Source organism: Acidimangrovimonas sediminis, assembly GCF_002871005.1.
GTDB lineage: Bacteria > Pseudomonadota > Alphaproteobacteria > Rhodobacterales > Rhodobacteraceae > Acidimangrovimonas > Acidimangrovimonas sediminis.
The window spans coordinates 217,347-240,634 of sequence record NZ_PHSN01000013.1; the positions used below are offsets into that span (position 1 = coordinate 217,347).

Sequence of the window (23,288 nt, forward strand, 5' to 3'; positions counted from 1 at the left end):
TGGGGGGAAAGACATGAGCGACATCGACATCGACCACCTGCGCGGCTGGATCGGGCAGGACCGCGCGGTTTCCGACGTGATCACCCCGCGCCTGGCCGCCAGCCTTGCCGCGATCCTCGACCAGGATCCTGACATCGGCGAAGGCGCGCCGGCGCCCACCGCGATCCACTGGTGCCTCGCGCCCGACATCGCGCCCATGTCGGGCCTCGGGCCCGACGGCCACCCGGCGCGGGGCGGTTTCCTGCCGCCGGTGCCGTTCCCCCGGCGGATGTGGGCGGGGGGCGAGTTGCGCCACCTCGACACGCTCCGGGTCGGCGACGCGGTGACACGGCATTCGACGATCCGCGATGTCCAGTTGAAGGAGGGGCGCACCGGCCGGCTGTGCTTCGTCACCGTCGACCACAGCTACCGTACCCCGCGCGGCGTGGCGATCGAGGAACGCCAGGACATCGTCTACCGAGAGCTTGAGGGCAGCGGCGGCGGCGCCCGCCCCGCCCCGGCCGCGCCCGAGGCACCCGCGGCCGAGGAAAGCCGGAGCATCGACGCGACCCCGGTCCTGCTTGCGCGCTATTCCGCGGTCACATTCAACGGCCATCGCATCCACTACGACAACCCCTATTGCCGGAGCGAAGAGGGGTACCCCGGCCTGATCGTCCACGGTCCGCTGCAGGCGACCTACATGCTCGACATGGCCCGGCGGCGCGCTGGCGGGACGCTGCCGGACGTCTTCTCGTTCCGGGGCGTGTCGCCGCTCTTCGACGGCGCGGCCTTCACGGTGAACGCGGCCGGCACGGATCTGTGGATCGCCAATGCCGAGGGCCGCAAGACCATGGCGGCCGAGGTCAGCTGACCCCCTGACGCCATCCTGGCGACCGGTCCCGCGCCCCTTTCGCCGACACCGAGGGAGCGGGGCCAAAGGCGTGCCGAACGGTACGGGCGCGCACATCAGGGACGAGACAAGAGGCGGAAACGCGACGGCAGCGGCATGGGTTCCATCTGAACCGTATTTTTACTTGACCCATGGCAGGATTTCGGGCGACCTCAGAACCTCATCCACGAAACGCCTGATCTTACAGATATGCTTGCCGATACCTATCCCTCGCAAACCCTGTTCCTGTCCTTTGCCGCCGGCATCCTGACCTTTGGCCTTCTGCTTGACGTGCTGCGCCTGCCGGTGCGCGCCGGTGCGTCCGAACGCACCGCACCGTCGCTGATGTCCGATCTTCGCGTGCTCGAGGTCTCGGTCCTGTCGATCGCGCTGAGCTGGTTCTGGACCGGCCAGGTGATCCAGTCTGTGGGGGCGGGGTCGCTGGCGGGGCCGGGCGTCGCACCGGGCGCGGTGGCGCTTCTGCTGCTGATTACGCTGGCGGCGACCGCGGGGCTTGGTGGCGTCGCCATGCAGGTGCTTCACATGGCGCAGCTTGCGGGCCCCGACCTGCGCCGCGACATCGCCCGGATCGAAGGCGCGGCGATGCAGGACGCACGCGCCTGGCCCGGGGTCTTCCTTGCCATGTTCCCCTACGGCGCCGCGACTGTCGCCATGCTGGCACCGGTCGCTCTGATGCTCTCGTCCCACGTCTGAAGGCCACGTCTGAAGGCCACGCCTGAGGCCAACGGCCCACCGGGCCCTCGCCCCCCTCAGATGTGGATCTTCGCCCCCGTCACCGCCTGCACGGCCTCCAGCGTGTTGCCCGGCGCCAGTTCCACCAGCCGGAACCCTTCGGGCGCCACGTCCAGCACGCACAGATCGGTATAGACCCGGCTGACGACGCCCAGCCCGGTCAGCGGATAGGTGCAGCGCTCCATCAGCTTGACCGCGTCGTCTCGCCCGGTGTGGCGCATGATCACGTAGATCGTGGGCACCCCGACCACCAGATCCATCGCCCCGCCCACCGCGGGCGGGTGCTTCTCGTCCAGCGTGGCCCAGTTCGCGAGATCGCCGTTCTCGGCCACCTGGTAGGCACCCAGTACCGCGATGTCGATATGCCCGCCGCGCATCATCGCGAAGCTCATGGAATGTTCGAAGAACGAGGCCCCGGGGATCGTCGTCACCAGCTGCTTCGAGGCGTCGATCAGCTCCGGGTCCTCGGTGCCCGGCGCAGGCGTCGGCCCAACGCCGAGAAGGCCGTTCTCCGTCTGATACATCACCTCGCGCCCTGCGGGAACAAAGCCCGCCACCTTGTTCGGCATCCCGATCCCGAGGTTGACATAGGCGCCGTCGGGAATGTCCTGCGCCAGCCTGCGGGCAAGATCGTTGTCAGACAGGCGGTGAAGCGCACTCATCTTCTGGCTCATGGCCGCACCCCGTATTCGGTGACCGATCCGACGAAGATCCCCGGGCAGACCACCGCGCCGGGATCCATCGGACCCTCCAGCACGTGGCGCGCCTCGACGATCGTGTGTTTCGCGGCCATCGCCATCACCGGGTTGAAGTTGCGCGCCGTGGCGTGGAACGACAGGTTGCCCCAGCGGTCGGCCTCTTCCGCCCGGATCAGCGCGATGTCGGCATGCAGCGCCATCTCCAGCACCTGACCCCGGCCGTCGATCTGCCGCGTCTCCTTGCCCTCGGCCAGCCTGGTGCCATAGCCGGTGGGGGTGAAGAAGCCGCCAAGCCCCGCCCCCGCCGCGCGGATGCGTTCGGCCAGCGTGCCCTGCGGCACCACCTCAAGCTCCACCTCGCCTGCCTCGTAGCGGCGCTCGAACCAGATCGAGCCGGGGGTGCGGGGGTAGGAGCAGATCACCCGCGCCACCTGCCCGTTCCTGAGAAGGATCGAGATCCCCTCCTCTCCCGCGCCCGCGTTGTTCGAGACGATGGTCAGGCCGCCCACCCCGCTTTTGGCCAGCGCGTCGATCAGGCCGAAGGGAATGCCGGACGTGCCGAACCCCCCGATCATCACCACGGCGCCTTCCCTGACCGGGGCGATCGCCTCGGCCAGTGTCGCCACCCTCTTGTCGATCATGCGCGGGCCCCCTCCCGGCCGGTTTCCCGCAAGGCATAGGCGATGGCGGCCACTGCGACCATCAGCACGAACCCCGCGATATCGGTGTAGCCCCCGGGCACGAGGACCATCAAGCCCGCCACCCCCATCAGCACCCGTAACACTGGCGTGAGCTTGCCCACACCGTAAAGCCAGCCCTCCATCGCCGTGGTCATCGCCCAGATCGCCAGCGCGCTGAGGATCAGCCGCGTCAGGATCTCGCCCCAGCCGCCGACCATGATCAGCGCCGGGTCGTAGACGAAGATGAACGGCAGGATGAAGAGGATGCCGCCAAGCCGCATGGCATAGACCCCGGTCTTCATCGGCGGCGACTTGGCGATCGACGAGGCGGTGATCGCGGCAAGCGCCACCGGCGGGGTGATGTAGCTCAGCATCCCCCAGTAGAGGATGAAGAGGTGGCTTGCGAGAGGGTTGAGCCCCGCCTGGATCAGCGCAGGCGCCAGCAGGATCGACAGGAAGATGTAGCACGCGCTCACCGTCATCCCCATGCCGAGGACGAAGCTGGTGATCGCGCCGGCGATCAGCATCAGGGGTACGCTGCCGTCGGCATAAAGCAGCAGCTCGCGCGAGAAGGCGCCGGCGACGCCGGAATAGCTCAATCCCCCCACGATCAGCCCGATCCCCGCCAGCACGGCGACCAGACCCGCGATGTTCTTGACGATGTCGAACAGCAGCGCGACCGCCTTCCACGGCGTGATCCGGGTGTCGCTGCGGAAGGCCGTGGCGACCAGCAGCACGGCCGAGGCGGCATAGGGCGAATAGGTCTCCTGCCGGAGGCCCATCAGCACGTAGACCAGCACGAGGAGGCCCAGAAGATAGGGCCAGCCGCGGATCAGCGTGGGCAGCAGCGGCGGGATCTCCTCGGGCGGGGATCCCTTGAGGCCGCGGCGCGCGGCGAACATGTCGACCTGAAAAAGGAGCGCGGCATAGAACAGCACGGCCGGGATGAAGGCCGCGGCGGCCACATCGGCATAGGGCACGCCCAGGAACGAGGCCATGATGAAGGCGACCGTCCCCATCACCGGCGGCATCAGGGTGGCCCCGGTCGAGGCGCAGCTTTCAATCGCACCGGCATAGACCGCCGGGTAGCCGATCTTCTTCATCGTCGGAATCGAGAACGGCCCGATCGTCAGGATGTTCGAGATCACCGACCCGGACAGAGAGCCCAGGATGCCGCTGCCCAGCACCGCCACCTTGGCCGGCCCGCCGCGCGAGCGGCCCAGAAGGGCGGCGGCGAGGTCCATGAAGAACTCGGCCCCCTTGGTCACGGTCAGGACCGAGCCGAAGATGACGAAGCCGATGACCAGCTCGGCCACCACCTGCATCGGGATGCCGATGATGCTCTCCACCCCCAGCACATGGGCCTGGATCGCCTCGAGCGGGCCATAGGCCGTGCCCCACAGGAACCCGGGCATGTGGTCGGCGAAAAGCGGGTAGGACCCGAAGAAGAGCGCGGTCGCCAGCAGGATCCAGCCCGCCGCGCGCCGCACCCCCTCCAGCGCCGCGACGATGACGACGCCCGAGGCCAGCTGCGCCGGCAGGGGCGCCGCATATTCCCAGCCCTGCTGGATGATGTCGAGGCCATGCGCGCCCAGATAGGCGACCGAGACCAGCAACGCCGCGCTCAGCGCCCAGTCGTACCAGCGCGGGCCGTCCACGTCGGCGCGGCGCGCGGGCACCGACAGGAAGGCGCAGCTGAGGAAGATACCGATCAGGTAATAGAGGTAGCTGTTGCCCAGTGGCTGGAACCCGAACAGGTTCAGCAGGAACACCTGGTTCAGCGCCAGCACGACGCCGAAGCCGCCCAGTACCAGCACCACGATCCGGGTGAGGCCGGCGGGCCGGACATTGGGTGGCGGCATCAGCTCGGTCATGCCAGCATGACTGGAACCCTTGGCCACGGCGCCTTCCGCGGCGGAGGGTGCATCGGGCGGGGTCACGGGATCGCTCATCGCAAGACTCCTGCGGATAGGTGAGACGCGGGACGCAGGCGGGGGTGCCGCCTGCGTCCGCAAGATCGGGGGCCCCGGAGGGCGCGGATCAGGTCAGTCGCCGAGACCGGCGACGACCTCCTGCCGCTTCGCCATCCAGGCCTTCTCGAAGTCTTCCTTCGAATCGCCCTTGTGCGCCGGGGCGAATTCCTTCCACGCGGCCATCAGCGCATCGAGACGCTTGATACGCTTGTTGTTCCAGGCGTCGTCCTCGGCGGTCCAGACGCCCTTTTCCTTCAGGTAGCGGATCGCACCCGGGTGGAACGGCACGTCGATCGGCGGCTCGCCCGCCTCCTGGATCTTCCACCGCTTCATCGTGGCGGTGCCGTCCTTGTACATGTCGTAGGTCTCGTCCAGCGCCTTGATGAAGGCGTAGACCTCGTCATCCGACTTGTCGGCGGTCGTGGCGATCACCGGGTAGCGGTAGGCGGCCATCGGCACGCTCTCGCCCTTCTTCAGGCCCGCGGCGATGTCCTCGTTGAAGGGCTTCATGATCGGCAGCACCTTCTCGAGCGCGGCCCAGCCCTTCTTGTTGTCCGCCGGCAGCGGCACCCAGTAGATTCCGCGCGGGCTTTCGGCCAGTTCGTAAAGCTGGCTGGTGGTCGGCGTGGTGCAGGTGAAATCGGCCTGGTTCTTGGTCATCGACGACATCGCCGCCGAATAGGTCGGGAAGGTGATCGGGTCGACATCCTTCACGGTCAGGCCGCCAAAGGCGAGGATGGCCTCGCATTTCACGTTGACCGAAGGGTTGCCCGCGACCAGCGCCATGCGCTTGCCCTTGGCATCGGCGACGGTGCGGATGTTGGCATCCTTCGCCGTGACCATCGAGATCGAGGCCGGACGTCCCAGCACCGCGCGCAGGTTCTTGGGCCCCCATTGCGGCGCGGCGAAATCATAGGCCCCGTCCGAGATGAAGAAGGTCTCGGTCGCGAGATAGCCGTAATCGGCCTTGCCCATCAGCAGGGGCTGCAACCGCCCGATACCGCTGCCCGAGGGCAGGATCCGCACCTTGGTGCCGAACTTCTGGCCAAGCGCGTCGGCGATGGCCGAGGCTTCGGCATAGCCGGCGGAGCCGACGTCATAGCTGGTCCAGATCATCGTCTTGGGCAGCTCCTGCGCCACCGCAGCCCCGGCCAGCAACGCAAGCGCGCCGGCCATCGCCGCCGGACGCACCAGTTTCGTGATCGTGAAGTGCATGTCTCTCCTCCCTGGATTCCCTGCCGCCCCTGTGCGCCCGTGGCTTTTTGAGCACAGGCCACGTTCCTCCTCGCGGCCTCGTGCGCCTCCGTGCGCGCGCAGCTTCTTGACACAGGCTGTCGCCCCGGAACTCATGTTGCAAGAGCATTGTAGGGCATATCAGCCATAAGGATACGGCATCTTGGATTTCCGCCAGTTGCGCAGCTTCGTTCAGATCGTCGAACTTGGCAGCATCACCGCCGCGGCCGAGCGCCTGCAGATCGCGCAGCCCGCGCTTTCGCGCCAGATCCAAGCGCTGGAAGAGGAGCTTGGCGTGACACTGCTGCGCCGCCACGGCCGCGGCGTCGTGCCGACCGATGAGGGGCGCACGCTGGCCGACCGGGCGCGTCAGGTGCTGGACGACGTCGCCAGCATGGCGCGCGACGTCGCGGCCCGCGACCACCGGCTGCGCGGCACTGTCACGCTGGGCCTGCCGCCGACGGTCGCCGAGGTGCTGGCGACGCCACTGGTGGCCGAGACGCTGCGCCTGCATCCCGAAGTGAAGCTGCGCATCGTATCGGGGTTCTCGGGGCATGTGCAGGACTGGCTGCAGCGCGGCACGATCGACATCGGGGTCACCTACCAGACCGGGAAGGTGCCGCTGGTACGCAGCCATCCGCTTCTTCTGGAACGGCTTTTCCTGATCGAGCCGGCGGGATCGCCGGAAGGGCCGGTGACCCTTGCCGAGGCGCTGGGACGCAACCTGATCCTGCCCAGTCCCGACCACGGGCTGCGCCGCCTCGTCGACCGTGCCGCACGCGAGCAGGGCGTGACACCGCATGTTGGCCTGGAGATCGACATCCTGCCGACGCTGGTGGCCTTCGTGCTGCGCGGTGCGGGCAGCACCATCCTGCCGCTGGTCAGCGTCTTCTCGCAGGTCAACGAGGGCAAGCTGGTCGCCCGCCCGATCCGCAGCCCTGCGCTTGACCGCACGCTGGTGATCTGGACCCCGCTGACCCGCCAGGCCACCCGCCTCACCGGCCCGTTCATGGAGATGCTGAACGCAACCGTGAGGCGCCTCGTGACCGGCGGAGAGTGGCCCGGAACCGAGCTTTGAGAGCGATCGGAGGGGGAGCGGGCGGGGCCCGGACAGGCGCCCGAACAGGGGTATCGGCCCGCCCTGCACCCCGGGCATGCCCCGAGCAGTGAAATGCATTTGCGGCATTCCTGAAATTCGTAATCGGCTTTTGTCCGTCCCGGGCGGCCGCGCTAGGCTCCCCCGCATGGTGAGCGGAGGAGGCCCGGATGGTTGATGCACCCCTCGAGGGCCTTCTGGTCGTGTCGATAGAACAGGCCGTCGCAGCGCCGTTCTGCACCGCGCGGTTGGCCGATGCCGGCGCAAGGGTGATCAAGGTCGAGCGCCCGGAAGGCGATTTTGCCCGCGGCTACGACGCCGCGGCGCAGGGGCTGTCGAGCTATTTCGTCTGGCTCAACCGCGGCAAGGAATCGCTCGCGCTCGACCTCAAGACCCCGGCCGACCGTGCGCTCTTCGAACGGATCGTCGCCGGGGCGGACGTGCTGGTGCAGAACCTCAAGCCCGGCGCCTTGGACCGGATGGGCCTTGGCCCGGCAGAGCTTCGGGCGCGCCACCCGCGGCTGATCACCTGCTCGATCAGCGGCTACGGCGACACCGGCCCCTATGCCACGCGCAAGGCCTACGACCTGTTGATCCAGGCCGACAGCGGGCTGTGTTCCATCACCGGCGGGCCGGGCGAACCCGCCCGCGTCGGCATCTCCATCGTCGACATCGCGACCGGCGCCACCGCGCATGCCGCGATCCTCGAGGCACTGATCGGCCGCAGCATCCACGGCCGCGGCGCCGACATCCGGATCTCGATGTTCGATGTCATCGCGGACTGGCTCGCAGTGCCCTATTTCCACGCCAAGTCGGGCAAGCCGCCGAAGCGGATCGGCCTCGCCCATCCGTCGATCTGCCCCTACGGCGTGTTCACCACGCGCGACGGCGCCGACCTGCTGATCGCGGTGCAGAACGAACGTGAATTCAAGATCTTCGCCGATCAGGTCATGGGGCAGCCCGGGCTGGCGGCCGATCCGGTCTTCGGCACCAACAACGCCCGCGTCGCCAACCGCGAGGCAGTGGATGCCGCCATCGCCGCACGGCTGGCCACGATGGACCGGACCGAGGTGGTGGACGCACTGCTGAAGGCCGACATCGCCTTTGCCGACGTGAACGAGCTTCAGGGGCTGATCGACCACCCGCACCTGACACTTGCCCGGGTCGAGACGGGCGTGGGCACGCAATCCCTCCCCGCCCCGGCCGCCACGGTGGACGGCGTGCGCCGGATCGGCGCACGGGTGCCCGATCTCGGTGCGGACACGGCAGCCATCCGGGTGGAGTTCGGCGGGGGCTGACCCCCGCCGCCCGGCGCCCGGATCAGACCGGATCCCAGCTGAAGACGTCGCCCGAGCGTTCCATCGGAACGAAGCTTCCCCTGAAGGCGGGCATCGCGCGCTCGGCGATCAGCTCGGGCGTCCAGCCCTCGGCCGCCTGGACCGAGCGGATCGGGCGGGTCTGGCTGAACAGGAACACCTCGTTCATCCGCGCGGCAAAGATCTGGCCGCTCACCCCTTCCGCCGCGGGCGAGGCAAGGAAGACGACGATCGGCGCGTTGGTCTCGGGCGTCATCTTCTTCATGCGCTCGACGCGCGCCTGCTCCTCGGGTGTCTTGGCGGGGATGGAATCCGTCATCCGGCTCCAGGCAAAGGGCGCCACGCAGTTCGACCGCACCCCGAACCGCGCCATGTCCAGCGCGATCGACTTCGACAGCCCGACGATCCCCAGCTTGGCCGCGGAATAGTTCGCCTGGCCGAAGTTGCCGATCAGCCCCGAGGTGGAGGTCATGTGCACGTAGGCGCCGGAGTTCTGCAGCCGGAACACCTCGGCCACTGCGCGGCTCATGTAGAAGCTGCCGTTCAGGTGAACGCCGATCACGGCTTCCCAGTCGGCGGGGTCCATCTTGTGAAAGATCACGTCGCGCAGGATGCCTGCGTTGTTCACCAGCGCGTCGATCTGGCCCCATGTGTCCATCGCGATCTCGACCGTGCGTTTCGCGCCGGCCCAGTCCGAGACGCTCTCGGACGAGATCACCGCCTCGCCTCCCAGCGCCTCGATCATCGCCTTGGTCTCTTCCGCCGGGGCGGAGGAGCGTTCGCCCGTGCCGCCCAGCGAGACGCCGATGTCGTTGATCACCACCCGTGCGCCCGCCTTGGCAAACTCCAGCGCGATGCCGCGCCCGATGCCGCCACCGGCACCGGTGACGACCGCAACCTTGCCCTGAAGGCCCAGATCAATGGCCATGTCTTTCTCCTTTTCCGTTTGGTCACTTGCCCTTGAAGGCAGGCTTGCGTTTCTCGAAGAAGGCCGCGCGCCCCTCGGCCGCGTCCTCGCTGAACATCAGGAAGGGCTGCAATTCGCGCTCGTAATCCAGCGCGCGGTCGATCTCGGCGGCGAACCAGTCCTTCACCAGCATCCGCGGCAGGGGCGCCACGGCGGCCGCCTCGCGCGCGACCTGCGTCGCGCGGGACAGCGCCCCGCCCGGTGGCGCGATCTCGTCGATCGCGCCGAGGCGCAGCGCCTCGGCCGCGTCCAGTCGACCGGAGGACAGAAAGATCCGCTGCGCCCGCCCCGCCCCGATCCGCGCCGAGAGCGTGGCCAGAAGCCCCATGTCCGGGATCAGCCCGACCCCGCCGAAGCTGGCGGCGAAGCGTGCGTCCTCGGCCGCCACCACCGTCTCGCAGACCGCGGCGAGCGAAAAGCCGCCCCCCGCCGCCCAGCCTTCGACCGCCGCCACCAGCGGCTTGGAGAACCGCGCCATCCGTCCCATCAGCTCGCGCGCGACGGTAAAGCGTTCGCGCGCAATGTGGATGTCGGTCACCCCCTGCTGGTCGCGGATATCGCCCCCTGCCGAGAATTGCCCCCCTGCCCCGGTGATCACCACGCCGGCGACGCCCGGGTCGCGCTCGGCCTCGGCCAGCGCGTCGCGCAGCGCCAGGCGCACGCCATGCCCCGCCGGATTGCGCCGGGCCGGCTCGTCCAGCGTCAGGATGCGGATACCATCGTCGTTCGTGATCGTCAGTCCCATGCCATTCCCCCTCAGCCGACCGCCGCCAGCCCGTTGCCGATCACCACGCGTCCGCTCTCCGCCTCGACGGTGCGGAAGGATCCGTCGTGCCAGACCTGGGTGCGCAGCCGCTCCCCCGGCGTGACGGTGGCGGTAAAGCGCGCCTGAAGCCCCCGGAACCGCGCCGGATCGCCCTCGCAGAGCGTCCGCACCAGCCCGTGCGCCGCGATCCCCAGCGTGCAGAGCCCGTGAAGGACCGGACGTGCGAACCCCGCCTTGGCCGCCACCTCGGGCGACAGGTGCAGCGGGTTCTGATCGCCGTTCCAGCGGTACCACAGCGCCTGTTCGGGCCGGGTCTGCGTCTCGAATTCGGCATCGGGCGCGCGCTCGGGCAGGGTATGGGCTTTGGTCGTGGGCGTCTCGCCGAAGCGCGACCCCGGGGCGCCGCTGAACCCGCCGTCGCCGCGCAGGAAGATCGTCGCCTGGGTGGTGGCGTAAAGCGTGCCGGTCCCCGCGTCGCGCAGCTCCTTTTCCGAATAGAGCAGCGCGCCCTTGCCCTCGCCCTTGTCGACGAGGCCGATGACGCGGGTCTTGCCGATCACCTCGCCCTCGGGCGGAAGGGGGGCGTGGATCGCGATCCCCTGCTCGCCATGCACCAGCCGCACCGCATCCACCCCGGTATCGGCATTGCCCAGCCAGAAGCCGGGATGGCCCAGCACCAGCGGCAGCGTCGGAAAGGGCTCCGGCGTGCCGGCCCCGACGAAGCGCAGGTCGCCCGCATCCATCGGGTCGTGCCCTACGCCGATGGACAGCGCATAGAACGCGGTGTCGCGCGGGCCATAGACCTGGCGCACCTCGGGGATGTCGTAGCTCAGCAGGTGGTCGGGGTCGATCATGTGTCCGCCTCCGGGTCGATGTCGATGACAGCGTCAAGCGCATAGGCCCCCTCGGGCAGCGCCAGCACCGGGTTCAGGTCGATTGCGCGCAGCCTCGGGCCGGCGGCCAGCGCAAAGGCCGAAAGACGAGAGAGCATCTCCGCCAGCGCCTCCAGATCCGCAGGCGGGCGGCCCCGCGCGCCCTGCAGGATCGCCGCGCCGCCGATCGACAGGATCATCTCGCGCGCCTCGGCCTCGGACACCGGACAAGGCCGGATCGCCACGTCCTTGAGGATCTCGACGAAGATCCCGCCAAGACCGAAGACCACGACCGGCCCGAACACGGGATCGCGCGAGATGCCCATCAGGCACTCCGTCCCGCCGGAGAGCTGCTTGGCGACCAGCAGCCCCTCGACCTTCGCCTCGGGGGCGTTGGCCGCGACCGCCGAAAGGATCTGCGCATGCGCCGCCTCTGCCGCCTCGGGTGTGTCGATGTTCAGGACCACGCCGCCAATGTCGGACTTGTGGGTGATGTCGGCCGAGACGACCTTCATCACCACCGGGAACCCCAGCGCCTTCGCCGCGGCGGCGGCCTCCGCCGGGGTGCGCACGACATGCTCGGGCGCGGCATGGATCCCGGCCTCGGCCAACAGGCGCTTGGCCCCGGCCTCGTCGGGCGTCGTGGCGGGCAGCGTCACCTCGGGCAGCGGCGGGCGGATCGGCGCGGGGGCGGCAAGGTGATCGCCCACCCGCCCCATCGCCGCCAGCGCCCGGACCGCGCGCGACGGGTCCGAGAAGACGAGGAACCCGGCCTCCTCGTAGGCGCGCACGATGTCCTCTCCCGCGATGATGCAGAGCGCAAGCAGACGGTCGGGATAATCGGCCCGGATCGCCTTCAACGCCGCGATCAGCTTCGGCGCCAGCGTGGCGCCCCCCGCGACATAGGTCAGGAAGCACAGGATCGAGCGGTAGCCGCCATCCTTCAGCGCCGAACGGGTGAAGGCGTCGAACAGGGCCAGATCGTTGAGCGCCTGCGCCGTGCAGTCGAGCGGGTTGGCCGGCGCGCCGTAGGGCAGCAGCTCGCGCAGGTGCGCCTGCGCCGCCTCGGGCATCGGCGGCATCGGCAGGTGCTGCGCCTCGGCCTCGTCGGTGGCGATGATGCCCGCACCGCCCGAGACGGTGATGACCCCCAGCGAATTCGCCGCCGGGTAGATGCCGAACTGCGCCGCATAGGCGAAATCGAGCATCTGTTCCGTATCGGCGCAACGGATCACACCATGCTCGGCCAGCACCGCCTCGGCGACCGCGTCGTCGCCGGTGAGCGAGGCGGTATGCGAGGCCGCGGCCGAAGACCCCAGCGCCGAGCGCCCCGATTTCAGCAGGAAGACGGGCTTGCCCGCCGCCCGCGCGGCATCGAGGGCGGCCAGCATCTTCGGCCCGTCGCGGAACCCCTCCTGATAGGCCAGGATCACGCGCACCGCGTCGGCCCCCGCCATCCAGCCGATGGCGTCGGCCACCGTCACGTCGGCCTCGTTGCCCGTCGTCACCAGCACCGAGGCCCCCAGCGCCCGCGCCCGCGCCATCGCCGACAGGTGCGCCCCGAAAGCGCCCGACTGACTGGCGATCCCGATCGGCCCGGGCAGCGGCAGCGCCATCTCCAGCGACGAGGAGAAGGTGCCGTAATAGCCGATCCCCTCGTTGTAGACGCCAAGGGTGTTCGGCCCCAGCACCCGCATCCCGTGGCCCCGGGCGATCTTCAGCAATGCCTCCTGCGCCGCGGCGCCGTCCTCGCCGGTCTCGGCGAAGCCGGCCGAGAACAGCGTGACCGACTTGCAGCCCTTCTTGCCCAGCTCGTCCACCACCTGCGGTGCAAGCCTTGCCGCCACCGCGACGATCCCGGCGTCGGGCGCCTCGGGCAGGTCGGCGACGGTGGCATAACACGGCAGCCCCTGCACCTCGTCCCGGCCCGGGTTCACCGGCAGGATCCGGCCCTGGTAGCCCGCCTGCAACATCGCCGCGATCGGCCGCCCGCCAATCCGGCTCGGGTCGCCCGAGGCGCCGACGATGGCGACCGAGCGCGGCGACAGAAGCGCACCGAGCGCCGCGAAATCATAGCCTCCGGGGCAGCCATCGGCGTTCATAGCGCGGCCTCCGATCCAAGGACGGCGGTGACCTGGCTCGACAGCGTGCCCCCGTTGCCGTTGAGCAGCGCGATGTCGGCGCGGTCAAGCTGCCGCTCGCCCGCCTCGCGGCGGATCTGCGCCACGGATTCGGCGATCAGGAACATGCCGTACATGCCCGGATGCACGCAGGACAGGCCGCCGCCATTGGTGTTCACCGCCAGTTCGCCCCCCGGGGCGATGCGGCCATCCCGGACGAAGCGCCCGCCCTCGCCCTTGGGGCAGAAGCCGAGATCCTCGAGGAACAGGATCGTGTTGATGGTGAAGGCGTCGTAGAGCATCACGAGGTCGATGTCGGAATGGGTGATCCCTGCCATCTCGAACGCCCGCGGCCCGCTGTCGGAGGCCGCCGTCACGGTGAGGTCCGGCATCGCCTGGATCGACCGGTGCCAGTTCGCCCCCGCCGCGCCAAGGAAGTAGACGGGCGCCTTGGGGAAGTTCTTGGCCCGGTCGGCCCGCGTCAGGATGCAGGCGGCGGCGCCGTCGGTGACGAGGCAGCAATCCCCCGCGGTCAACGGATCCGACACCATGCGCCGGCCCAGCACGTCCTCGCGCGTCAACGGGCCGCGGGCAAAGGCCTCGGGGTTCAGGTTGGCCCAGCCGCGCGCGGCCACCGCCACGTCGGCCAGATCCTCGCGCGTGGTGCCGTACTGGTGCATGTGCCGGGCAGTCGCCAGCGCGTAGGCGGTGATCGGGTGGCGCGGATGATAGGGCGTCTCGTGCCACTGGGGTTCGGACATCGACACCAGCCGCCCGCCGGCCGTGCGCTGGTTCGAGCCGTAGCAGATCAGCGCCGTGTCGCAGAGCCCGGCCTCCAGCGCCAACGTCGCCTGAAGCAGGTGCATCTCGAACGACGAGCCGCCCACGTTGGTGCTGTCGAAGAACTTCGGCTTCAGCCCGAGGTATTCGACGACGCTCATCGAGGCGAAGGCGTGGCTCGACGTGGCGGCAAAGACCGCGTCGATGTCACCGAGCTTCAGCCCGCAATCGTCGAGCGCCGCGTGCACCGAGAGGCCCAGAAGCTCCATCGCCGAGAAACCGGGCGCCTCGCCCATGCCCGCCGTGCCCATGCCGACGATGGCGGTCTTGCCGCGCAGGGAATGTGCCATGCTCAGGCCTCCTCGATGGGGTCGAAGACGATGCGGGGGATGCCGCCGTCGCCGGGCGCGGCCTCGATCCGGGCGCGGACGCGGGTGCCGATCGGCACCGTCTCTGGGCCGGCGACGGTGGCCATCATGCGCACCCCCTCGTCCAGATCCACCAGCGCGACATTGTACGATCCCTCGCGCCTGCGGTTCACGGTGATGGAATAGACCGTGCCGGTGCCCGCCGCCTCGACCCACTCCAGGTCGATCGCGCCCGAGGGGGCCATCACCTTGGGATAGAACACATATTCGCCGGACGAACGGGATTTCTGCAGCATGAAGCGGCCCTGGCCGAGCCAGGCCTCGTAGGCCTGCTGGGGGCCCAGCATGGCGGGATCGTCGGTCATCGTGATGTCTCCTCGTCTTTCAGGCGGACTGACCCGCGCGTGTCGTGACCAGCACGTCGCTGCGGCCCTGCTGGACCACCTCGCCCGCGCTGTCGATCAGTTCGAACCTGCGGCCCACGCGGCCGGTGCGGCCGGTTCTGCCCGGCGCGACCTCGATCACGCTCAGCCGCAGGCGCAGGGTCATGCCGATCAGGATCGGCTTGTCGAAGGTCCAGTCGGTGATCCCCAGCATCGCCACTGCCGTGCCCTCGAAGATACCGAGGCCGTGCATCATCCCGATGGCCAGCCCGATGCCGAAGCTGCCGTGCACCAGCCGCTGGCCATAGCGGGTGGAGGCCGCGAAATCCGCATCGCAATGGATCGCGTTCCAGTCGCCGGTGAGCATCGAGAACATCTGCAGGTCGGTTTCGGTGATCGTCCGACCGGCGGTGACAAAGCTCTGCCCCGGTGCGAAATCCTCGTAATACATCGCCCCGGGATGGCCCGGGCGCGGTGGCTGGCCGGTCATGGCGCCTCCTCCTTCAGGCGCGCCTCGGCCATGTCGCGCAGGCGCGCGCGCTGCACCTTGAGGCCGTTTGCGCTGTCGGTGGTGGGAAAGCTTTCCACCGGCCAGACCCGGAACGGCACCTTGAAGGCGGCCAGCCGGCCGCGCGCATGGCTCAGCACCGTCTCCGCATCGAACCCATCCGCCGGAATGACGAAGGCCACCGGCCGGTTCTGCCCGCCCTGCACCACCGCCACCACCTGCGCGTCGCCCACGCCGGGGGCGGTCTTGAGCACTTCCTCGATCTCGGCCGGATCGGTCAGGAAGCCCGACAGCCGGATCGCGTCGCCCATCCGCGCGAGATATACGAAGCTTCCGTCGCCGCGGGTGTAGCCCATGTCGCCCGAGCGGAAGAACCCGTCGCCGTCCACCGCCTCCCGCGTCGCCCCGGGGTTGCGGAAATAGCCGGTGAACTGGCTCGGGCTGCGGAATTCCAGCGCGCCCGGGGCGCCATGCGGCAGGAGCGCGCCGCTCTCGGGATCGCGCACCCTGACCACGCTTTGCCCCGCGGCGGGGCGGCCACCGCCCTTCACCCGTTCCTCCGCGGCAAGCCCCGCGTCCTGCACCGCGAACAGCGCGCAGACCTCGGACGAGCCGTAGACCCCCCGCAACGGCACGCCCCGGGCTGCCGCAGCCTCCATCAGCGGGCCAAGCCCGGGGGTGAAGCTCGCGAAGCCACAGCAGACCATCGCGTCGAGGAGGCCCGGGTCGATCTCCATCAGCCGGCGGAACATCTCGTCCGAACCGAAGAGATGGGTGACTCCGTTGTCGCGGATCAGCGCCGCCGTCCGCTCGGCCTCGAACATTGGCAGGATGTGGCTGGGCGCCCCGCCGGCAAGCGCCGCAAGCTGGGCGTTCAGGCCGTAGACCCCGCAATAGGGCATGGTCGCGGCAAACCCCGCCCCCGGCGCGTCGAAGCCGAAGGCCGCGACGCAGGCGCGGGCGTGGAAGGCCAGCGATTGCTGGCAATGGGTCACCAGCTTCGGCGCCGAGGTCGTGCCCGAGGTGGTGAAGAAGACGAGCGGCGCGCCGGCATCGCTGGTGCCGTCCGCACCCGAAGGCGCCATGACCCCGATCCGCGCCGCCTGCACCGGGCGCCCGATCAGGCGGTCGGGAACTGCCCCGGAAACCGTATCGGCATCCAGCAGCGCGATCCGCGAGAGCTCAGGCAGATCGGCGCCGTCGAGACCGGCCAGGATGTCGAGAAAGTCGATCTTGCCGAAGCCCGGCGCCAGGATCAGCAGCCCCGCGCCCGAGGCCCGCAGGATGTGGCCCAGCTCCGCCGTGCGGTACCGCGTGTTGACCACCGCGACCGCCGCCCCGATCCGGGCACAGGCGAACAGGATGGCCAGCCAGTCGAGCCGGTTGACGTGCCACAGCGCGATCCTGTCCCCCGGCCCCACGCCCTGCGCCCGCAGGAAACCAACCGCCCCCGCGACCAGCGCCTCGAACCCCGACGCGTCGATCCCAGCCCCCTCCTCGGTGAAGAACACCGGGCCCGGGCGCCCGCGGGCCGCCGTCAGCAGATCGTCGAGGCGGAGGGGTGCGGTCCCCGCCGCGGCGGTGGCCGGACCAGCGCCGCTACCGGCGGCCGAAGGCATCACCGGCGCGTGCATACCAGGCCCTCCGCCGCGCCTTCGGTCTCCCCCCGGACGCTGCGAAACGCCGTCGCGCCAGGCGCCGCGGCCCCTTTCGCTTTCAGCATCGTCTCCTCCCTCTCCGGCGCGAGTCAGCGCCTCAGGTTTTTCTATATTGCGAATATCATTCTTCCAAGAGAAAATTAACGCGCGAAGCACTGCCTTGCCGACATGTCGTCCCGGCGGCGTTGAGCGGGGCGGCGCACCCGCCTATTGTGGCGCCGGGGATGGCAGGAGAACCGATGGAAAAGCCCAGGAAAATCGACAACGGAGAGACCACACCCGACGGAGGCCTGCCCGAGAAAAGCGCCCCGAAATTCGTGGGCGCGGTAGAGAACGCGGTGGCGATCCTGCGCTTTCTGAGCCATCACCACGGCCCCGCAGGTGTCGCCCGGATCGCGCGCGACTGCGGGCTGAACGTCTCGACCACCTTCAACATTCTGCGCACGCTGGCGAAGGAGGGCCTCGTTTCCTTCGACCAGGACAGCAAGGAATACCGCCCCGGGCTTGGGCTGCTGGAATTCTCGGTGCCGCTTCTCGGTACCAGCCAGATCGACCTCATCCGTCCGCGGCTGGAGCGGCTGTCGCAGACCCACCGGGCGCTGATCGGCCTGTGGAAGGTCACGCCCAGTGACCGGATCGTGCTGGTCGACCGGGTGGTCGAGGGGCGGGTGGTCCGGGTCGACATGTCGCTGGGCGCGCGGCTGCCGGCCTTCGTCGGCGCCATCGGCCGCTGTGTCGCGGCGACACGCGACCTGTCCGACGCCGATCTGCGCCGCGCCTTCGACGACCTGCGCTGGCAGAAAGCCCCCGCCTTCGCCGACTATGCCGCCGACGTGGCCAGGGCGCGGGCCGAGGGCTATGCCCTCGATCGCGGCAACCTGTTTCAGGGGGTCGACATCGCCGCCTCGTCGGTGCGCGATACCGGGGGCGCGGCGCGGCTGGGGCTGTCGGGCATCGCCATCGCCGGGCAGCTGGACGAGGCGGAGCTTCAGGCCCTCGCCCACGACCTGCACGAGGTTGCAGGCGCACTTTCGGCGCTGCTGTACGGGCGCGGGGCCGGTGCGGGCACTGGCATGGAGGCTGGCACGGGCACGGGGGCCTAGCGCCCGCCGCACAGCCGCGTCAGCGCCTCGTCGCGCTCGGATGCGAGCCGTGCCACGATCTGGGCCACCGGCTCGATCCGGTCGATCTGGCCCACGCCCTGCCCGGCCCCGAAGATCTCCTTCCACGCCTTCGGCTTCGACGCGCCTTCCGCGAACGCCATTCGCCGCGGCTGGGCCAGCGCGGCCTCGGCGGGGTCGAGGCCGGCGGCACGGATCGACCCCGCAAGGTAGTTGCCGTGGGTCCCGGTGAAGAGCGGCGAATAGATGATCTCGGACGCATCCGAGGCCACCGCCATCTCCTTGTGGGCAACGGCCGCCATCGATTCCGCGGCGGTCAGGAACAGCGTGCCGATATAGGCGAAGGTGCAGCCCAGTGCTTCGGCCGCGACCACCGCGCGCCCGTCGGAGATCGCACCAGACAGGATCAGCGCGCCGTCGAAGAACCGCCGCGCCTCCCCCGCAAGCGCCAGCGGCGACATCCGCCCGCCATGCCCCCCCGCCCCGGCGGACACCAGAATAAGACCATCCACCCCGGCCCCGGCGGCCTTGCGGGCGTGACGCATGTTGATGACGTCGTGAAATACCAGCCCGCCGTAGCCGTGCACCGCCTCGACCACCGGGCCGGGCTGCGACAGCGAGGTGATGACCAGCGGCACCTTGTGCGCCACCACGGTGTCGAGGTCGGCCTGAAGCCGCGGGTTCGATTCATGCACGATCAGGTTGACGCCATAGGGCGCCGAGGGCAGGCCGCTGGCCGCCTCGGCGGCGGCGCGGCCAGCCTCGATCTCGGTCAGCCAGCGCGACAGCTCCTCCTGCGGTCGGGCATTCAGCGCGGGGAAAGTGCCAATCACCCCCGCGGCGCATTGCGCGACCACCAGATCCACCCCCGAGGCCAGGAACATCGGCGCGCCGATGATTGGCAGGCGCGCCGCCGCCCGCAGGCTTTCCACTGTCCACATCTCAGCTCTCCCCGCCGCCGTTCCAGTCGATCACAAGCTGGGTCTGTGTCACCACGGCGGCAAGCTTGCCGTCGCCGCGTGTGACCCTGACCTCCCACACCATGGTGGTGCGGCCGCGGTGATAGGGCGTCGCCACCCCGGTCGCGACATCCCCCACCTTGATCGCGCGCAGGAAATTGGTCTTGGTCTCGACCGTCACCGTGCTGCGCCCCTCGGGCAGGTTCAGGAAGGTTCCGGTGGCGGAAAGATTGTCGGCCAGGCTCATCAGCGCGCCGCCGTGCAGCACGCCGTTGCGGTTCGCCATCCAGGGCTTCACCTCCATCCGCCCCTCGACGCGTTCGGGCGCCCAATTCGTGGTGTGGATGCCCAGCGCCCCGCTGAACGGCGACTGGTGCCCGGCGATCCGCGCGTGGCGCGCCGCCTCGTCGCTGACCTCACCATGCCTGGTGCCGTCCTGATTGGAACTGCGGCCGGGGGCCCCGTCGCTGTCGTTCATCCTGCGCCTCCTCCTCGGCCAGCCGCGCCCCTCCCGGCGCCGGTTGGGGGCGAGCGTAGGCAGCCCCCGGCCCGGCGGCAACGCATTTCAGCCATAGAAAACCGGCATGACAGGTCGCGCCCAAATCCGAACCGGCATGTCACGCGGACAACGGCCACCCTGCCCGCCGGCCACCGGCGCCACGATGCGATGCTTGCGATACGCAGGCTGGCGGGCTATGCGCGAAAGAGGCGCGTGTTTGCCATCGAGAGGGGAGATTTGCATGACGGCGAGGATTCATGGAGCTGCGCTTGCCGCGGCGGTTGCGGCGACACTCGCGATGGGCGCGATGCCCGCCGCCGCGCAGCAGGGCAACGCGCTTCCGGGCGGCGCCAACGCGCTGAACGAGACCCACGGCGACTGGAACGTCGCCTGCCGCGTGACCACCAAGGACGACAAGCAGGTCAAGAGCTGCGCGATGTCGCAGCAACAGGTGAACAAGCAAAAGCAGCGCGCGCTCGAGATCAGCCTCGTGGCGCAGCAGGACGGCAGCGCCAAGGGTGTCATCGTCCTGCCGTTCGGCCTGGCGGTGACCAAGCCGGTGTCGCTCGACCTCGATGACGCGGCACTGGGCAAGCCGATGGCGTTCTCGACCTGCGTGCCGGTCGGCTGCCTCGTCCCGCTCGACCTCGACGCCGGCATGGTGAAGAAGATCGGCAAGGGCAAGAAGCTGACCATCTCGGCCACCTCGACCTCGGGGCAGGACATCAAGCTCGACATGCCGCTGGGCGGTTTCACCAGCGCCTTCGACCGTGTCGCCGAACTGCTGAAGTAGACCCGCGGGCTGTCAGCCCGCCGAGGGCGGCGGCGTGATCTGACGGTCGCGCCCCGCCTTGTCCTTCTGGACGCGATCCTTGCGGACCATCCCGCGCGCCCCGCCCGAAATCAGCAGCGTCACGTCGCGCAGCGCCCGCAGCGGCGGCAGCGCCCCGGGCACAGCGAAGTAGCGGGGCCGCCACTCCGGCGCGAACTTCTGCTTGAAGCCGCGCAGACCCGCGAAATTGTAAAATGCCCCGCCGTAGCGGAACAGGACCGAGCCGAAGCGGTTCCACATCCGCGCACCATGCTTGGCGGTGATCCCCGCAAGCGGCGCCATCCCAAGGCTGAACGTGCGGATCCCGTCCTCGCGGCAGGCCTCGATCAGCGAGACGAACAGGAATTCCATCACCCCGCCCGGCGCCTCCGGGCCATAACGCATCAGGTCGACCGAGGCCCCCTCGCGCGTCGGCGTCTCCATCAGCGAGGCGAAGGCGACGATCCGGCCGCCCTTGCGCGCCACGCCGATGCGGAAATGCTGCAGGTAGGCGCTGTCGAACCGCCCCACCGAGAACCGCTTTTCCCGCCCCCGCTTCGACGTCAGCCACTGGTCCGAGACAAAGCGCAGCTCGGCGATGCGGGCAGGCGAATGCGGCGGTCGCAACAGCTCGAACGAGACCCCGTCGCGTTCCATCTGGTTACGGGCCGAGCGCATGTTCTTGAACTTCCGCCCACCGAGGGAGAACGCCCCGAGGTCGACCATGGCCTCTTCGCCGATCTTGTTGACGCTCATCCCCATCTCGACCCAAACCGGCAGGTGCGCCTCGGACACTTCGTAGAACACCGGCCGGCAGCCCGCGGCATAGGCCGCATCGAAGAACGCCCAGGCAAGATCGCGGACCGCCGCAGGGTTCCCCACCGGGTCGGAATAGGCGATCCACGACTTGCCCTGCACGCCATACATGATGAAGGCGTCGTTGTTTTCCGAAAAGAAGAAGGTCTTGTCGCCCGACAGCGCCAGCATCGCCTCGGGGGCGTCCTGCGTTGCGATGATCTGCTCGGCCAGCGCCAGCCCCGCGGCGTCGGGCTTGGCCGAGCGGGCGCGGGCCGGCTGCATCGCGAGGTAGATCAGCGCGAAGGTCATCAGCGCCGTCGCCGCCAGCCCCGCGCGCAGCGCCCGGGGCGCGTTCGCATCGGTGGCGAAGCGCAGAAGGATCTCATGCGAATAGGGCTCGTTCCGGTCCATGAGGTAGAGGAACCCCGCACCCGACATCAGGATCGCCACGATCAGCACGAACCAGCCGGGCGACAGGATGTTCTGCGTCAGCCGCGCGGCGCGGTAGAACTCGCCCTTTGTCGGCGCCAGGATCGCGGCGGCGGCAAGCAGCAGAAGCGCGCTCCGCAAGTCGATGCCGTTCGCGACGGAGGCGACGGCCCCGGCCATAAGCGCCAGCTCGGTCAGCCAGTAGGCGGCCGAGATCCGCCGCATCAGCCCCTGCGCGAGCAGGATCATCAGCACCCCCAGCACCGCCGAGGCCATCGCGCCGCCTTCCAGCACCAGCGTGGCAAGGATGTCGTGGGCATAGGCGGTGTGCGGCCGGACCGAGGGCATCAGCGCCATCATGATCAGATAGACGCCGAGGCCCAGCACCATCGTGCCCATGGCGGCGGGCGCGACCCCGGTCATGGCGCGGCTGACCGGCACCATCGTCTCGCTCACCTCGCCGAAATGCCGCCGCATGAAGCGCGCGATCGGCCCGGAGGCCAGCCGCGCCTCGTTCACGGAGATTGCCAGCATCGCAACGCCGAAGGGCACGAGGTAGTAGATCAGGCGAAACAGCAAGAGCGCGGTCGCCGCCTGCTCGATGCTGACGGTGTGGGGCATCGCGGCGATCACCACGCTTTCGAACACCCCGATGCCGCCGGGCACGTGGCTGAGGACCCCCACCATCACCGCGGTGGCGTAGATCACCAGGAAGGTCAGGAAATCCGGGCTTCCATGCGGCATCAGCACATAGAGCGCGAGCGCGGCGAAGCCGGTGTCGGCGGCGGTGAACAGAAGCTGGCCCAGCAGGATCCCCGGCGAGGGCGCGCGCAGTTCGAACCGCCAGATCCTGAGTGTCCGCCCCGAGACCGAGACCCAGCCCATCACCGCCACGGTGACGACCAGCGCCGCGATGGCGATCAGCCGCAGCTGTTCCAGCGGCAGGTGCACCACGCCGGCCAGGGCATCGGGCCGGATCGCCAGCGCGGCCAGGCCGATCACGCTGATGCCCAGCCCGAAGGCCATGGCGACGAAGGTGGAGATCGCAGCGACCTCCAGCGCGTTGATCCCGAAGGCGGAATAGATCCGGTAGCGCACCGCGCCGCCCGACAGGATCGACACCCCGATCGTGTTGCCCAGCGAATAGCCGAGGAACCCGCCCATCGCGACCACCGGGAACGGCAGCTTGCGGCCAATGTGTCGCAGCGCCGACCAGTCGTAGCCGATCAGCGCGGCATAGCCCATCGCGGTGGCCCCCAGCGCAGCCAGCAGGGATTGCACCGGCATGTGGCGTGCGTCGGCCATCACGTCGCGGATGTGAATCGGCCCCAGAAGCCGCACCAGCGCATAGATCCCGGCGGCAAACAGCGCGAGCCCGACCAGCACCGGCGCGGCGTGACGCAGCCGCTCGAGCGCGGGCGGCAACCGCCGCTGCCCCGCCCCGGCTTCCTCGATGCCGTCGCTGGTGTTGCTCTCGTCCTGCATGCCGCGTCTGGCTCCGTCTCCTCCGCCGGTCCCACCGTACCCCGGGGGCCGGCGCGGGCTGGCCCTCTCATGCGGCGGCGGAGGGCCCAAATCAAGCCCCGGCAGCGGCTTTCCGCCCCCGGCCCACGGGGTGAAACGTCGCGAAGG

Annotated in this window: 21 protein-coding genes; 6 read left to right on the plus strand and 15 right to left on the minus strand. The window is 69.5% G+C overall.

Annotated features, from left to right (window positions below; translation table 11 throughout):
• Positions 1 to 13: 13 nt before the first annotated feature.
• Together CVV76_RS13420 and CVV76_RS13425 are read left to right on the plus strand one after the other, a co-directional pair.
• Positions 14 to 850, plus strand: a complete 837-nt coding sequence (locus CVV76_RS13420; RefSeq protein WP_102225160.1) for an FAS1-like dehydratase domain-containing protein — start codon at positions 14 to 16, stop codon at positions 848 to 850.
• 228 nt (positions 851 to 1,078) lie between these two features.
• Complete coding sequence (locus tag CVV76_RS13425; protein ID WP_102225161.1) at positions 1,079 to 1,582, plus strand: hypothetical protein; 504 nt, start codon at positions 1,079 to 1,081, stop codon at positions 1,580 to 1,582.
• 56 nt (positions 1,583 to 1,638) lie between these two features.
• On the opposite strand, the gene CVV76_RS13430 is transcribed toward CVV76_RS13425, so the two are convergent.
• The 4 genes from CVV76_RS13430 to CVV76_RS13445 form a co-directional block, all read right to left on the minus strand.
• Positions 1,639 to 2,283 carry a 3-oxoacid CoA-transferase subunit B gene (locus CVV76_RS13430; protein ID WP_102225212.1) on the minus strand — a complete coding sequence of 215 codons (645 nt, stop codon included), beginning with the start codon at positions 2,281 to 2,283 and terminating at the stop codon, positions 1,639 to 1,641.
• Positions 2,284 to 2,291: 8 nt separating this feature from the next.
• Positions 2,292 to 2,960, minus strand: coding sequence for a 3-oxoacid CoA-transferase subunit A (locus tag CVV76_RS13435; protein WP_102225162.1), 669 nt, complete (start codon positions 2,958 to 2,960; stop codon positions 2,292 to 2,294).
• Positions 2,957 to 4,951, minus strand: coding sequence for a TRAP transporter permease (locus CVV76_RS13440; protein WP_233192895.1), 1,995 nt, complete (start codon positions 4,949 to 4,951; stop codon positions 2,957 to 2,959). Before CVV76_RS13440 ends, CVV76_RS13435 begins: the two co-directional genes overlap by 4 nt.
• A 93-nt stretch (positions 4,952 to 5,044) precedes the next feature.
• Positions 5,045 to 6,187: a TAXI family TRAP transporter solute-binding subunit gene (locus tag CVV76_RS13445; protein WP_102225163.1), complete on the minus strand. Its 1,143-nt coding sequence runs from the start codon at positions 6,185 to 6,187 to the stop codon at positions 5,045 to 5,047.
• 181 nt (positions 6,188 to 6,368) lie between these two features.
• Between CVV76_RS13445 and CVV76_RS13450 the strand changes: the two genes are divergently transcribed.
• Both CVV76_RS13450 and CVV76_RS13455 read left to right on the plus strand, forming a co-directional pair.
• Positions 6,369 to 7,283, plus strand: coding sequence for a LysR family transcriptional regulator (locus CVV76_RS13450; protein WP_102225164.1), 915 nt, complete (start codon positions 6,369 to 6,371; stop codon positions 7,281 to 7,283).
• A 188-nt stretch (positions 7,284 to 7,471) separates the two neighbouring features.
• Complete coding sequence (locus tag CVV76_RS13455) at positions 7,472 to 8,599, plus strand: CaiB/BaiF CoA transferase family protein (protein WP_102225165.1); 1,128 nt, start codon at positions 7,472 to 7,474, stop codon at positions 8,597 to 8,599.
• Between the two features lie 22 nt (positions 8,600 to 8,621).
• On the opposite strand, the gene CVV76_RS13460 is transcribed toward CVV76_RS13455, so the two are convergent.
• Genes CVV76_RS13460 through CVV76_RS13495 form a run of 8 tightly spaced genes read right to left on the minus strand, consistent with a single transcriptional unit; the run spans position 8,622 to position 17,015 of the window.
• Complete coding sequence (locus CVV76_RS13460; protein ID WP_102225166.1) at positions 8,622 to 9,545, minus strand: SDR family NAD(P)-dependent oxidoreductase; 924 nt, start codon at positions 9,543 to 9,545, stop codon at positions 8,622 to 8,624.
• A gap of 22 nt (positions 9,546 to 9,567) precedes the next feature.
• Positions 9,568 to 10,329, minus strand: a complete 762-nt coding sequence (locus CVV76_RS13465; protein ID WP_102225167.1) for an enoyl-CoA hydratase/isomerase family protein — start codon at positions 10,327 to 10,329, stop codon at positions 9,568 to 9,570.
• A gap of 11 nt (positions 10,330 to 10,340) precedes the next feature.
• The gene (locus CVV76_RS13470; protein WP_102225168.1) at positions 10,341 to 11,204 is read right to left on the minus strand and encodes a MaoC/PaaZ C-terminal domain-containing protein; all 864 of its coding nucleotides are present in this window, start codon (positions 11,202 to 11,204) and stop codon (positions 10,341 to 10,343) included.
• Complete coding sequence (locus CVV76_RS13475) at positions 11,201 to 13,324, minus strand: acetate--CoA ligase family protein (RefSeq protein WP_102225169.1); 2,124 nt, start codon at positions 13,322 to 13,324, stop codon at positions 11,201 to 11,203. Before CVV76_RS13475 ends, CVV76_RS13470 begins: the two co-directional genes overlap by 4 nt.
• Positions 13,321 to 14,472 carry a thiolase gene (locus CVV76_RS13480; protein WP_102225170.1) on the minus strand — a complete coding sequence of 384 codons (1,152 nt, stop codon included), beginning with the start codon at positions 14,470 to 14,472 and terminating at the stop codon, positions 13,321 to 13,323. The genes CVV76_RS13475 and CVV76_RS13480 overlap by 4 nt, the downstream gene beginning before the upstream one ends.
• A gap of 2 nt (positions 14,473 to 14,474) precedes the next feature.
• Entirely contained in the window at positions 14,475 to 14,855 is a 381-nt protein-coding gene (locus tag CVV76_RS13485; RefSeq protein ID WP_102225171.1) for a Zn-ribbon domain-containing OB-fold protein, read from the minus strand.
• A gap of 19 nt (positions 14,856 to 14,874) precedes the next feature.
• Positions 14,875 to 15,363: a MaoC/PaaZ C-terminal domain-containing protein gene (locus CVV76_RS13490; protein ID WP_102225172.1), complete on the minus strand. Its 489-nt coding sequence runs from the start codon at positions 15,361 to 15,363 to the stop codon at positions 14,875 to 14,877.
• Positions 15,360 to 17,015, minus strand: a complete 1,656-nt coding sequence (locus CVV76_RS13495) for an AMP-binding protein (RefSeq protein ID WP_102225173.1) — start codon at positions 17,013 to 17,015, stop codon at positions 15,360 to 15,362. Before CVV76_RS13495 ends, CVV76_RS13490 begins: the two co-directional genes overlap by 4 nt.
• 263 nt (positions 17,016 to 17,278) lie before the next feature.
• On the opposite strand from CVV76_RS13495, the gene CVV76_RS13500 reads away from it, so the two are divergent.
• A complete protein-coding gene (locus CVV76_RS13500) occupies positions 17,279 to 18,142 on the plus strand; it encodes an IclR family transcriptional regulator (protein WP_158243153.1) in 864 nt (287 codons plus the stop codon).
• Here the strand turns inward: CVV76_RS13500 and CVV76_RS13505 are convergent.
• Together CVV76_RS13505 and CVV76_RS13510 are read right to left on the minus strand one after the other, a co-directional pair.
• Positions 18,139 to 19,101: an NAD(P)H-dependent flavin oxidoreductase gene (locus tag CVV76_RS13505; protein WP_102225175.1), complete on the minus strand. Its 963-nt coding sequence runs from the start codon at positions 19,099 to 19,101 to the stop codon at positions 18,139 to 18,141. The two genes, CVV76_RS13500 and CVV76_RS13505, sit on opposite strands and share 4 nt — an antisense overlap.
• Before the next feature lies 1 nt (position 19,102).
• A complete protein-coding gene (locus CVV76_RS13510) occupies positions 19,103 to 19,597 on the minus strand; it encodes a PaaI family thioesterase (protein ID WP_102225176.1) in 495 nt (164 codons plus the stop codon).
• 262 nt (positions 19,598 to 19,859) lie between these two features.
• Here CVV76_RS13510 and CVV76_RS13515 point away from each other — a divergent pair, with 262 nt between their 5' ends.
• A complete protein-coding gene (locus CVV76_RS13515) occupies positions 19,860 to 20,411 on the plus strand; it encodes an invasion associated locus B family protein (RefSeq protein WP_158243154.1) in 552 nt (183 codons plus the stop codon).
• A gap of 12 nt (positions 20,412 to 20,423) precedes the next feature.
• Here CVV76_RS13515 and mprF read toward each other — a convergent pair whose 3' ends face one another.
• On the minus strand, positions 20,424 to 23,141 hold the full coding sequence (gene mprF, locus CVV76_RS13520; protein ID WP_102225178.1) for a bifunctional lysylphosphatidylglycerol flippase/synthetase MprF: 2,718 nt from the start codon (positions 23,139 to 23,141) through the stop codon (positions 20,424 to 20,426).
• Positions 23,142 to 23,288: the final 147 nt, after the last annotated feature.